This is a genomic window from Acidimicrobiales bacterium (assembly GCA_036491125.1).
GTDB lineage: Bacteria > Actinomycetota > Acidimicrobiia > Acidimicrobiales > AC-9 > AC-9.
The window spans coordinates 52,624-65,130 of record DASXCO010000064.1; the positions used below are offsets into that span (position 1 = coordinate 52,624).

The window sequence follows — 12,507 nt, forward strand, 5'->3', positions numbered from 1 at the left end:
TGGGTCATCGACGGCTCCCCGACAAGAGCGGATGCGAGCCTGGGTTCAAGACCGGTGGCGCTCCCTGCGCACCAGCCAGCGGTAGCGCCTGGCGCCGTCGAAGGCAGCCTCGGCCGCCAGCTGCCCGATCGCGGTGGACAAGGTCGGATACACGTGGATGAAGCCGGCCACCTCGTTGAGCTTGAGCCGCTGGTCGATCGCCAGCGCCAGCTCATGGATCATCTCGCCCGCCGCTGGCGCAAGGATGTGGGCCCCGACGACCCTCGTCTTCTTCCCGGTGACGATGACCACCGACCCGTCACCGGCGCTCTCGGCGCGGGCCCGGTCCGAGTGCTGGAGGTCGAGCCGCCAGACGTCGACGTCGTCTCCGTACCGTGACCGAGCCTGCTCGATCGTCAACCCGGCGTGCGCCAGCTCGGGATCGGTGAAGGTGCACCAGGGCACGAGATCGGTCACGGTGCCCTTCCCCGGAAAGAACATGTCGCGCACGGCGCGGACGCCCTCGTAGCCCGCCGAGTGGGAGAAGAAGAAGCGTCCGGCCACGTCACCGGCGGCGTAGATCGACGAGGTGCTGGTCCGCATCCGGCCATCGACCTCGACGCCACGGGGCCCGACATGGACGCCCGCCACTTCGAGCCCGAGGCCCTCGATGTTCGGCCGACGGCCGGTCGCGACCAGCAGCTCCTCGGAGGTCCAGCTCGAGGCGTTGCCGTTCTCGGTGCCCGAGACGACTTTGCCGTCACCGGTCACGGCGACGGCGTGGGTCTCGACGTTGAGCCGCTGGTCGACACCCTCGTCGACCAGGCGCCGGCTGAGCATCTCCACCAGCTCGGGCTCGTCGCGAGGAAGAATCCGGGGACCCTTCTGGAGCAAAGTGGTGCGCACTCCGAGACGGGCGAACGCCTGGGCCATCTCGACGGCGATCGGCCCTCCGCCGATCATGGTGATGCTGCGGGGCGACCGATCGAGCTCGAAGATGCTCTCGCTGGTGAGGAAGCCGGCCTGCTCGAGGCCCGGGATGGGCGGGATCGAGGGTCTGCTGCCGGTGCACAGCAGGATGAAGCGGGCCTCGAGGTCCCGGTTGCCGTCCGGGCCGGTGACAGTGACGGTGCTCGGCCCCGCCAACCGGCACTCTCCGGAGACGACGTCGACGCCCATGGCCGCGTAGCGGGCGGGATCATCGTCGGAGGAGGCGATCTCGTCCTGCACCGCCCGGATCCGGTTCCAGACCAGGCCCGAATCGATCTCGGGCTCGATCGGTTTCAACCCGTACCTGTCGGCGTGCCGCATGACGTGGGCGGCTCTGGCCGACGCCAGCAGCGCCTTGCTGGGCACACAGCCCGTCCACAGACAGTCCCCTCCGACCCGACCTCGCTCCACCACCGCCACGTGGAGCCCGAGCGTGCTCGCCGCGAACTCCGCCGCCACCATGCCCCCCGAGCCCATCCCCACGATGACGAGGTCGTACCGGTGAGCCACGAGCGGTCCCTCCCAGGGTGGCGACCCTAGTTGCCGGCCCGATCAGCGCCCGTGATCCTGGCGGAACTCCCGGTCCAGCCGGCCCAGCTGCTCGGACAACCGCACCGGCACCGCCTCCGGGCGGTGGAGATCGAGCGCAGCGGCGGGGAGCCAGCCGAGGTCGGCCTCGAAGCGGACCTTCGCCGCCGACAGGGCATCGGGGCCGGCGAGACGGGAGCCGCCCTTCATCACCGGCTGGAGCAGGGCCTCGGCATCGGGTTCGGGCTCCTCCTGCCGCAGCGCCAGCACGTCCCCGTCGCCCGACGACCCGCGGAACACCTGCTTGGGGCCGGGAAGCGTGGCCTTGTCCGCCGACAGCTTGGCCACTGGGCGACCGTCGTAGGAAACGAGCTTGTAGACCGAGTCGAGCGTCGGGGCTTCGGCGGAGGCAACCATGCGGGTGCCGATCCCGACCGCGTCCACGGGAGTGCCCGTCTTGACGAAGTGCTCGATCGCGTACTCGTCCAGCCCCCCGCTGGCAACGATCCGCACGCTGCCGAGCCCGGCCTCGTCGAGACGCCGGCGCGACCACCTGGCAAGGGCTTCGATGTCCCCGCTGTCGAGGCGGATGGACGCCCGATCGGCCAGTGCGAGACGGCGGATCACCCTGATGGCCGCCTCGACCCCGGCCTCGGTGTCGTAGGTGTCGACGAGCAAGGTCGCCTGCTCGGGGCGATCCTCGGCAAACGCGCGCAACGCCGCCTCCTCCGATGGGAAGGCCTGCACGTAGGAATGGGCCATGGTGCCGCCGGGGGTCACGCCATAGCGACGGGCCGCTTCGACGTTGCTGGTCCCGGCGAACCCGACCATGGCGCAGGCGCGCGCCATCGCCAGTGCCGCATCGGTCCCGGGGGCCCGTCGGAACGAGAAATCGAGCATGCCGACGCGGTCCTGCCCGGCAACCCGACAACGGGCTGCGTTGGTGGCCAGCGTCGTCTGCATCGTCACCTGATTGAGAAGGTAGGTCTCGACGAGCTGGGCCTCGGCGATCGGGGCGGTCACCTCGAGCATCGGCTCGTTGGCGACCACGACCCGCCCCTCGGGAACCCCCCACACGTCGCCGGTGAACCGGAGGTGGCGGAACGCCTCGAGGCTCTCGCCCTGAAAGCCGATGGTGGCGAGGTAGGCGAGGTCGGCCTCGGTGAACGCAAATCCCTCCAGAAAGGACAGCACGTCGTCCAGGCCGGCGGCGACCAGGAACCCCCGAGTGGGTGGCAGTTCGCGGACAAACAGGCTGAATACGGCCTCGCCAGCCATGTCCCGGCGGAAGTAGCTGGCCGCCATGTTGAGCTCGTACAGATCGGTGAGCAGCGCACCGGGCATGGAGGTGACCTCGCCTAGACGGCATCCAGACAATAGGCTGGCTCCACAATCGGCGGATCGTCGCTTTGGGGTAGAGGCGAACTGCAACCTCCTCCCGGGAAGGAGCACCAGACCATGAGCGTCCTCCAGCTGTGGATCGCCCCGGTGCGCAACGCCGTCTGGGTCACCGCGCACTTCGGACACCGGTAGCGTTTCGTGCCGACGCCCACACGGCACCTCGACCTCGATCGCGTGCAGGTCCTGGTGCGCGAGCGGTGCTTCCCCGCCTCGACCGCCGCCCTCGTGGGCGCCGAGATCGAGTGGCTGAGCCATTCCCTCCAATCCGACCATGATCTCGGCTGCGGCGAGGTCGAGGCGGCGCTCGACGGCGCGACGGCGTTGCCCGGGGGCAGCTCCCTGACCTTCGAGCCGGGCGGTCAGGTCGAGCTCAGCTCGGCTGCCTTCACTGGCGTGACCGACGCCTGCCGGGCCCTGGGGCGCGACGCCAGTGCGGTGCGCGCCGCCCTGGCCGAGCACGACATCGAGCTGGTCGGCATGGGGCTCGATCCCCTACGACCCCCCCGGCGCGTCGTCGACGGCCCTCGGTACCAGGCCATGGAGGCCTTCTTCGACGCCGACAGCTCGGGCGGGCACGCGGGCCCGACCATGATGTGCAACACGGCGGCGGTCCAGGTGAACCTCGACATCGGCGCCCCCGACGCCATCGGCCGGCGGTGGCGGCTGGCCCACGCGCTGGGGCCGGTGCTGGTTTCCTCCTTCGCCAACTCTCCGCTCGCCGCCGGCCGACCGACGGGGTGGTGCTCGACCCGGATGGCCACGTGGTTGGGCATCGATCCCTCCCGAACCTCCCCGGTGAGCCAGGACGAAGGATGGGCGGACGCTTGGGTCGACTACGCCATGGCCGCCAAGGTGATGCTGATCCGGCGCAGCCCCGACGACTTCGTGCCGGTTCGCAGCGGGCTGTCGTTCGGCGAGTGGATGGCGACCGGACACGAGCTCGGTTACCCCACCATGTCCGATTTCGAGTACCACCTGACCACGCTGTTCCCGCCCGTGCGGCCCAGGGGCTGGCTCGAGCTCCGCTACATCGACGCCCTGCCCGATCCCTGGTGGCAGGTTCCCGTGGTCGTGGCCACGTGCCTGTTGGACGACGACGAGGCCTCGGCGGCGGCCGCCGAGGCGGTCGCCCGATGTGGGGCGTCGTGGCTGGACGCGGCGCGGTGCGGGCCGAGCCACCCCGAGCTGGCCCGGGCGGCCGAGACGTGCTTCGATGCCGCCCTGGGCGCCTGCAGCCGCCTCGGGGTCGACGAGCTCACGGTCGAGGTGGTCGCCCGCTACCGGGACCTCTATGTGGCGAGACACCGATGTCCCGCCGACGACCGTCTCGATGAGTGGGCCGCCAGCGACGGACCGGTCGAACCCCCCTTGGCGGCGTCGTGGACCTGAACGCCATGATGGCCGGGCGCCTCGAGGCGGCGCGGCGTCGCACCCTCGACCTCCTGGCTCCGGTTCCCGACGACGGCCTGATGCGCCAGCATTCGCCGCTCATGTCCCCGCTCGTCTGGGACCTGGCCCACGTCGGCAACTACGAGGAGCAGTGGCTCCTACGGGCCTTGGGCGGGCCCGCCGTCGGCCCGCAGTGGGACTCGGTGTACGACGCCTTCCGCCACCCGCGGCGGGACCGCCCGTCGCTGCCGATGATGGGGCCCGCCGAGGCCCGCGAGTACGCGGCCGTGGTGCGGGGCCGGGTGCTCGACCTGCTGGAGCGTCTCCCGCTCGACGACGGCCCGACGAGGACGCTTCGCCGGCCTGCTCCGGGCCCATCACCGAGCCAGAGCGCGCCGCCTCCCGCCGGCGAGCTCACGCCGGGCGCCTTCGTGCACGGGATGGTCGTCCAGCACGAGCACCAGCACATCGAGACCATGCTGGCCACGCTCGAGCTGGCCGAGGAGTCCGACTGGCTCCCCACGGCAGAGGAGCCCCCGGCGGGCGGCATCGTCTCCGGAGAGGTCCTGGTCGACGGCGGACCCTTCGTCATGGGAACCGACACCGAGCCGTGGGCCTACGACAACGAACGCCCCGCCCACGTGGTCGACCTGGCGCCTTTCTGGATCGACGCGGCGCCGGTGACCAACGCCCAGTACCTGGCCTTCGTGGAATCAGGGGCCTATCAGGAGCCCCGCTGGTGGTCGCCGGCGGGGTGGGCCTGGCGCGAGGAGTCGGGGCTCGCCCACCCGGGCGGATGGTGCGCCGAGGGCGCGGCTTCCAGGTCCGAGATCCGCTTCGGCCGCCGTCACGACCTGGCCCTCGATCAGCCGGTCGAGCACGTGTGCTGGCACGAGGCCGACGCCTTCGCCCGGTGGGCGGGCAAGCGCCTGCCCACCGAGCCCGAGTGGGAAAAGGCCGCCTCATGGGGCCGCGACGGGCACAAGCGCGCCTACCCGTGGGGTGACGACGATCCCACGCCCGCCCTCGCCAACCTGGGGCAGGCCCATCTCGGTCCGGCTCCGGTCGGCGCCTACCCGGCCGGCGTGAGCCCGTGGGGCTGTCACCAGATGATCGGTGACGTGTGGGAGTGGACGGCGTCCGATTTCCTGGCGTACCCCGGGTTCGCCTCGTTCCCGTACCGGGAGTACTCGGAGGTCTTCTACGGGAGTGAGTACAAGGTGCTGCGGGGCGGCTCGTGGGCGACAGACCCCACCGCCATCCGGACCACGTTCCGCAATTGGGACTACCCGATCCGACGCCAGATCTTCGCCGGCTTTCGCTGCGCAAGGGATGCGTGAGAAGGGCCCGTGTGCCGACTGGTCGGCTATCTCGGCCCACCCGTGACGCTCGAAGAGCTCTTGCTGGAACCGGAGAACTCGCTGCTCCACCAGTCCTGGGCCCCGGAACGACAGACGCACGGCACGGTCAACGCCGACGGGTTCGGGGCCGGCTGGTACGACCTGTCGAGCAGGCCAGAGCCGGCGCGGTACCGGCGGGCGGGACCGATGTGGGCCGACCGCTCCTTCGCCAGCCTGGCCGGACTGGTTCGCAGCGGCACTGTCCTGGCCGCGGTGCGCAGCGCCACCCCGCCAGCGCCGGCCGAGGAGAGCGGTACGCCGCCGTTCACCTCGGGAGGGTGGCTGTTCGCCCACAACGGCGCCGTGGACGGCTTTCGCGACAGCCCGGGCGCCACCCTTCGCCGGGCGCTGTCGGACAACCGGCTGGCAGGTATCGAGGGGGCCGCCGACTCCGAGGTGCTCTTCGCCCTCACCCTCGAACGACTCGACGCCGGCGCCGCCCCCGAGGAAGCGCTCGCGTCGGTCGTGGTGCAGGTCACCTCCGTCACCACCGGCCGGCTGACGATGCTGCTCACCGACGGGCGACGGTTGGCCGCCGTGGTGTGCGGCGAGGCGCTGTACCGAATCGGGCGCGACGACGATGGGACCGACGACGACGGGACCGACGGGCTCGTCGTGGCGTCCGAGCCCTCCGACGCCCGGTCCGGTTGGCGACACCTCCCCGAGGGCACGCTGCTGTCGGCCTGGGACGGAGGTGCACGAGTCCGTGAATCGACCTTCTGAGCCGCGCACCGGTGACCACCGAGCCACGCACGAGGAGCCGTATCCCGTGACCAGTCCCCCGAGCATCCGCATCGACGTCCACCTCGACGCCGCGCAGCTCCGGGCCGCGCTGCGGACCGAGGCCCGGGCGGGGCTGACGGCGAGCCCCAAGGAGCTGTCACCCAAATGGTTCTACGACGAGCGGGGCTCGGAGCTGTTCGAGGCGATCACCCGGCTCCCGGAGTACTACCCGACTCGCAGGGAGCAGGAGATCCTCGACACGAACGCCGGGACCATCGCCGATCTGGCGGGCGCCGACACGGTCGTCGAGCTGGGCTCCGGCACCTCGGCGAAGACGAGGACTCTGCTGGACGCCTTCGCCGCCCGTGGCCGACTGGACCGCTTCGTGGCCTTCGACGTGAGTGAGCCGACCCTGCGTGCGGCGGCGGCTTCGATCGCCGGCGAGTACCCCGGCGTCGCCGTCCACGCCGTGGTTGGCGACTTCGACCACCATCTCGGCGACCTGCCCAGAGAAGGTCGACGCCTCGTCGCCTTCCTGGGGGGAACCATCGGCAACCTGGGGCCCGACCGACGGGCGTCGTTCCTGAAGGAGCTCTCGGCGTCGCTGGGCCCGGGGGATACCTTCCTGCTGGGCACCGACCTGGTGAAGGACGTCGCCCGGCTCGAGGCCGCGTACAACGACAGCGCCGGGGTAACGGCCACCTTCAACCGCAACGTCCTGGCCGTGCTCAACCGGGACTTGGGAGCGGACTTCCACCTCGAGCGGTTCGAGCACGTCGCACGGTTCGACCGCGCCCGGGAGTGGATCGAGATGGCGCTGCGCTCCACGTCCGATCAGGTCGTCACTCTGGCCGACCTCGATCTCCAGGTCTCGTTCTTCACCGGCGAGGAGATGCGCACCGAGATCAGCGCCAAGTTCCATCGCTCGGCGCTGGAAACTCAGATGGACGACGCTGGGCTGGAGCTTGTGCACTGGTGGACCGACGCCGCCGGCGACTTCGCCCTGTCGCTCTGGGCTCCGGCAGGAACCGGCCTCGGCGAGGCGGCTTCGTCCTAGCCTCTGGTGGTATGGACGACGTTGCTGCCGGAGCCGGCCCGGGAGGCCGACCCGAGGACCCGGAGACACCCGCCATCCCGGCGGCGACGGTGATCCTGCTGCGGGACCAGGCGTCGGGCCTCGAGACCCTCATGGTCCGGCGCAGTGCCGGGCTGCAGTTCGGCGGCATGTGGGTGTTCCCAGGCGGGCGGATCGATCCCGACGACCACCCGGTGAGCGGGCCTGACGACGTCATGGCCGCGGCCCGGCGGGCCGCGGCCAGAGAGGCGGCCGAGGAAGCCGGGCTGGTGATCGACGAGGGCGGGCTGGTCCCCTTCTCCCACTGGACGCCGCCTGCGGCGACGCCCAGGCGCTTCTCGACGTGGTTCTTCGTCGCAGCTGCCCCCTCGGGCTCGGTCACCGTGGACGGAGGAGAGATCCACGACCACGCCTGGGTACTTCCGGCCGACGCCCTGCGGCGCCGCGACCGGGGAGAGTTCGAGCTGGCCCCGCCCACGTGGGTGTCCCTCCATCGGCTGGCCGGGTACGCCGACGTGGCCGCCGCCGTCGCGGATTCGGAGGTCCGGCGACCAGAGGTCTTCGCCACGAGGGTGGCCAAGGTGGAGGGCGGGGCGGTCGCCCTCTACACCGGTGACGCCGGCTACGAGGACAGCGTGGCCGACCGGCCGGGCCCCCGGCACCGACTCTGGATGCTCGGGTCGGGCTGGCGCTACGAGCGGTCGGCGTGAACGACTACGGTCCTGCTGTTCGTCACTGACAGCTCAACCAGAGGAGGAGTGAGATGGAGAGTCCCCTCGAGTTGGTGCGCAGATTCTGTTCGGCCTGGTCCGACGGCGTGGGCGCCGAGGATCTGGCCGCCTTCTTCACCAAGGACGCCGTCTACCACAACATCCCGTTGGCACCGGTCACTGGCAGGGACGACATCGCCACCACCATCGCGTCGTTCACCACCGGGGTCGAGGGCGTCGAGTTCCGCGTGCTCAACATCGTCGGCGATGGCCCGGTCGTGCTCACCGAACGGGTGGACGTGTTCAAGCTCCCCGACAAGTCGATCGAGCTGCCGGTCATGGGGACCTTCGAGGTGCGAGACGGCGAGATCGCCGCATGGCGCGACTACTTCGACATGAACCAGTTCACGAGCCAGATGGGGTAGTGCTCGGACAATGCAGATGGCCGAGCCGCCAAGCGGCTCGGCCATCTGCGTGCTCCGACGCACGGTAGTTGGCGTCAGGCGCCCTGAAGCGCCACTGCGAGGTCCATGTACGCCCACTTGTGGACATACAAGTTGGTGAAGGGCAGAGCCCAGCCGTACCCCGGGAAGCCAACGGGTATCCACGAGTACTTGTCCGTAAATCCCCAGGTCACGAACGTGGTGCAGGTAGGATGAGCAAGGCACGTCGCCAGAGTGTCGTGATAGATCTTTGCCTGGGCGAGTTGGACACTGGCGCTGGGCGACAGAGCTCCGGAAGGCATGGACACCCGGACATCCATCTCGGTCACCGCCACCTTCAGACCCTCTGAGGCCAGACGGGCCATGTTCGTGGCGATATCGGATTGCCGAGGTGGGTTGAGGTCGAAGTGCGACTCGAGACCAACGCCGTCGATCGGCGCACCATTGGCCTTGTAGTAGGCAGCGACCCAGTTGATGGCGTCCGACTTCGGTCCGAGACCCTCCCCGCCGTAGTCGTTGAGGTAAAGCTGGGCCCTCGGATCAGCCTGACGTGCGAACTGAAACGCCATCGGGATGTAGTCCGGGCCGATGACTCGCTCCCAGACGTTCGGCACCAGCTGACCGGGACCCGCCACCGCCTCGTTCACCACGTCCCATTGCGTCACGGTGCCGGGGAACTTGTCCTTGAAATGAGTGACGACGTTGGAGATGTGGTCGTGCATGATCTGGATGAGCTGGTCACGGGTCCAGGTGCCCTCCTCCAACCAGGCCGGGTTGTTGTCGCCCCACACCAGGTTGTGACCTCGGACGTGCATGTTGTGGGCGGCCGCGAAGGCGACGATGGGGTCGGCCACGCTGAAGTCGTACTGGTCCTTGGCCGGCTCGGTGGGCGCAAACTTCATGGCGTTCTCGGCGGTCACTCCGTTGTAATTGGCCGCGAGGGTCGAGGCATAGAGCGGATCGACCGAGGCCGGGAGATTCCAATAGTCGGCCGCGGATCCGAAGAAGATCCCCCGCTGGTTCGCGTACGGCAGCAACGTTGGAGGGTTGCTGACGACCGAGGAGGCGGAGGCGGCAGTGGTGCCCGCCACGCCACCAAATGTGATCAGCATCACAACCAACAGGATCATCATCCCGCTGGCGCGGACCCGTCGCCACCAGGGCTTTCTGCCATGGTGGTGGCTTGCTGGGGTCTTGACCTGCCCGTGCTCGTTCGCCATGGGGTCCTCCCCGCCAGCACCTTCGCCGTGGCGGCGCCGGTGTCTATCGAGACCATGACAACCGAGGCTTCAGAGAGGCTGACCGCCTCCTGAAGATCAGCTAAATATCGACCGCTTCGACTCAAAAGGTCGGTTCGCGGTAAACTCGCCATTGACGGGACGATCGAGGGCGGAGATCAAATCCACAGGTGATGTCTCGGGTCCGAGTGCTCGCTGTCGAGGACGACACCAGCGTCCAGTACCTCCTCCGCCATGCGGCCGAGGCGGAGGGCCTGGACCTGACGGTCGAGCCCGACGGTCCCAAAGGTCTTGCCACCGCACAATCCTTCAAGCCGGATCTGGCGATCCTCGACGTGATGTTGCCGGGCCCCTTCGATGGCTTCGACGTGGCCAGGCGGCTCCACGACCGCTGCGATGTCGGGGTCTTGTTCCTTACCGGGGCGACCACGCTGGAGGATCGCCTGGCCGGGTTCCGGGCCGGGGGCGATGACTACCTGACCAAGCCGTTCTATGTCGAGGAGCTCCAGGCTCGCATCACGGCCATACTCCGCCGCCGCGGGCTGTCGGCGGCGGCAATTTGGAGGGTCGGGGACCTGAGCGTCGACAACGGAGCGCGCGAGGTGTTCCGGGGCGAAGACCTGATCGAGCTGACCCGGACGGAGTTCGAGCTGATCAGCGTTCTGGTACGCAGGCCCGGCCGCGTCGTCCATCGAGCAGCGTTGGCCACCGAGGTCTGGGGCTACGAGCAGAGCGGCAACGTTATGGAAGCCCACATGAGCTCGTTGCGCCGCAAGCTTGAGGCGTACGGAGACCGGTGCATCCACACCGTGCGGGGCGTTGGGTATGTAGTTCGCAACCCCCGACCGGGGGCCGATCGCTAGGAGTTGCGGGCCAGACCGGCAAGCACGGGCATGCCCGACGCCGCCGGCTCGAACACGTTCTGGTCAGCGAGGTACCCGAATGCCGAGGTCGTCCCCGCCGCTCCACCCTGGGCCCAGACGTACGGCGTCCAACCGATGCCCTTCGACTCCGCCCAGTTGATCACGTTCTGGTTGTAGGTCCCGCTGGCCGGATCGGGCCAGCCGAACTCGGTCAACATCACCGGTAGGCGCCCAGCCAGGGTGGTCCACTGGTTCAGCACAGGCGTCGGGTCATATGGGTTCGGCGTGGTGCAGCTGGGAGGAGGCGCCTGTGGGCACGTGTAGTAGTGGGCGGCGTACACGATGTTTGAGCCCGACAGGAGAGATGTGGCCGGAGGCGGCGTGTTGGCCCAGTTGTCGCCGCTCACGAAGATCAAGTTGTGAGCTCCCCTTCCCCGCACGGCGTTATAGAGCTGCTGCATGCCGGCGGCCTGCCAGGTCACCCCGTCGGAGTCGGTGAGCTGGCCGCCATTGCGCCACACGGCCCACGTGATGTCGTGGGGCTCGTTGTACAGGTCGAAGGCAACGAGAGGATTGTTCTTGTACCGGCTGGCAACCGACTTCCAGAAGTCGACCGAGCCCGGCGAGTCGGCCATGCGCTGTTGATTGGAGACGTGGTTGTCACAGGAGGTCCGGCCGTTGTTATGCAGATCGAGCATCGCCACCATGCCCCGGGAGGTGATGGACTGCACGGCCTGGTCGACCGCCGCGGCGTAGCCCGGAGCGTAGAGGCAATCCTTGGAGTTCCAGAAGTTCTCGCTGAGAAGCACGCGCACGACGTTGGCACCCCACTGCTTCATGTGGGCGACGCTGTTGTCATCGAGTGGCGTCCCCGCCCAGATCGAGGAGTTCCAGTCCAGCCAGTCACTGTTCACGCCCCGCGGTGTCACGATCTGGTTGTTGGCGTCCTCGATCTTGTTCCCCGTCGTGTGCAACGGCCCGATGAGGTTCGTCGAGCCCGAGGCGTGCGTCGTGATCGAAGCGGTGTCCAGGTAGTGCGTCTCGCCTTGATCGGTGCCATAGGCGAGGACGCCGAGCTCCACGTAGGCAGTACCCGGAGGGGCGACACCGACCACGGGGTTGGTCTTGGACCAAGCTGCGGTCGTGTCCGGAGCGGCTTGCCCCCACACGACGTTGGTGACCGAGCCGCTAGAGGAGATGAAGCCGAGGATGGCGCCGACCGATCGGCCCCTCGTTGCCGCCTCGGACCAGGCCGAGCCGGTATAGACCTGTCCGGCCACCGCCGGCGTCCAGCTCCCAGGACCATTGCCCGACAGCGCGCCTTGGTTGGCTGGACCTGGTGCAGTCGTGGTTACGGCCAGCGCACCCGGTCCAGACTGAGTTGGACTCCCGACCTGCGTCACAGTGGCGTTCGAGCCAACCCATCCGCCCGTCGACTGGTCGAAGCTCGCATGGTCGCCGACAAGAAGATTGCCGGACTCCGTAGCTGCGCCCGCCGAGTTGGCCCCGCTCGTCGCAAGAGCTAGGAGCGAAGCCACGAGCAGACCAACGACCGCGACAACGGTGCCACGCGTGTGCAAGCTGTACGGCCGTCGACCTGGATTGCCCCGATCACGGGACCGTCCGGATGTGGATGCAGTCACAGGCCGGGCGTCACGTCGAAGGAGAATTTCACAAATACGTGCGAGAACGCGAGACACCGTTACCTCCCCCGTTCCCAGGACAGCGACGATAACGCGCGGGGCTGAAGAAGCTATGACATCGCAGC

Annotated in this window: 11 protein-coding genes; 7 read left to right on the forward strand and 4 right to left on the reverse strand. The window is 68.9% G+C overall.

Translation table 11 applies throughout. From position 1 onward, the window contains the following. Positions 1 to 45: 45 nt before the first annotated feature. Positions 46 to 1,479 (reverse strand): FAD-dependent oxidoreductase, encoded by a 1,434-nt coding sequence (locus VGF64_05205; protein HEY1634134.1) that lies wholly within the window; start codon positions 1,477 to 1,479, stop codon positions 46 to 48. Between the two features lie 42 nt (positions 1,480 to 1,521). Next, positions 1,522 to 2,841 (reverse strand): nicotinate phosphoribosyltransferase, encoded by a 1,320-nt coding sequence (locus VGF64_05210; protein ID HEY1634135.1) that lies wholly within the window; start codon positions 2,839 to 2,841, stop codon positions 1,522 to 1,524. Between the two features lie 195 nt (positions 2,842 to 3,036). Here VGF64_05210 and egtA point away from each other — a divergent pair, with 195 nt between their 5' ends. Genes egtA through VGF64_05240 form a run of 6 tightly spaced genes read left to right on the forward strand, consistent with a single transcriptional unit; the run spans position 3,037 to position 8,620 of the window. Beyond that, positions 3,037 to 4,287 carry an ergothioneine biosynthesis glutamate--cysteine ligase EgtA gene (gene egtA, locus VGF64_05215; protein HEY1634136.1) on the forward strand — a complete coding sequence of 417 codons (1,251 nt, stop codon included), beginning with the start codon at positions 3,037 to 3,039 and terminating at the stop codon, positions 4,285 to 4,287. Next, positions 4,233 to 5,627, forward strand: coding sequence for an ergothioneine biosynthesis protein EgtB (gene egtB, locus VGF64_05220; protein HEY1634137.1), 1,395 nt, complete (start codon positions 4,233 to 4,235; stop codon positions 5,625 to 5,627). The genes egtA and egtB overlap by 55 nt, the downstream gene beginning before the upstream one ends. A gap of 9 nt (positions 5,628 to 5,636) precedes the next feature. Beyond that, entirely contained in the window at positions 5,637 to 6,410 is a 774-nt protein-coding gene (egtC, locus tag VGF64_05225; GenBank protein HEY1634138.1) for an ergothioneine biosynthesis protein EgtC, read from the forward strand. Positions 6,411 to 6,456: 46 nt separating this feature from the next. Beyond that, positions 6,457 to 7,467 carry an L-histidine N(alpha)-methyltransferase gene (gene egtD / locus VGF64_05230; GenBank protein ID HEY1634139.1) on the forward strand — a complete coding sequence of 337 codons (1,011 nt, stop codon included), beginning with the start codon at positions 6,457 to 6,459 and terminating at the stop codon, positions 7,465 to 7,467. 11 nt (positions 7,468 to 7,478) lie between these two features. Next, complete coding sequence (locus VGF64_05235) at positions 7,479 to 8,195, forward strand: NUDIX domain-containing protein (protein HEY1634140.1); 717 nt, start codon at positions 7,479 to 7,481, stop codon at positions 8,193 to 8,195. A 53-nt stretch (positions 8,196 to 8,248) separates the two neighbouring features. Further along, complete coding sequence (locus VGF64_05240) at positions 8,249 to 8,620, forward strand: limonene-1,2-epoxide hydrolase family protein (GenBank protein HEY1634141.1); 372 nt, start codon at positions 8,249 to 8,251, stop codon at positions 8,618 to 8,620. Between the two features lie 74 nt (positions 8,621 to 8,694). Here VGF64_05240 and VGF64_05245 read toward each other — a convergent pair whose 3' ends face one another. After that, positions 8,695 to 9,858 (reverse strand): endo-1,4-beta-xylanase, encoded by a 1,164-nt coding sequence (locus tag VGF64_05245; protein ID HEY1634142.1) that lies wholly within the window; start codon positions 9,856 to 9,858, stop codon positions 8,695 to 8,697. A gap of 191 nt (positions 9,859 to 10,049) precedes the next feature. Between VGF64_05245 and VGF64_05250 the strand changes: the two genes are divergently transcribed. Then, positions 10,050 to 10,739 carry a response regulator transcription factor gene (locus VGF64_05250; protein ID HEY1634143.1) on the forward strand — a complete coding sequence of 230 codons (690 nt, stop codon included), beginning with the start codon at positions 10,050 to 10,052 and terminating at the stop codon, positions 10,737 to 10,739. On the opposite strand, the gene VGF64_05255 is transcribed toward VGF64_05250, so the two are convergent. Beyond that, positions 10,736 to 12,019, reverse strand: coding sequence for a glycoside hydrolase family 5 protein (locus VGF64_05255; protein ID HEY1634144.1), 1,284 nt, complete (start codon positions 12,017 to 12,019; stop codon positions 10,736 to 10,738). The genes VGF64_05250 and VGF64_05255 overlap by 4 nt on opposite strands. Positions 12,020 to 12,507: the final 488 nt, after the last annotated feature.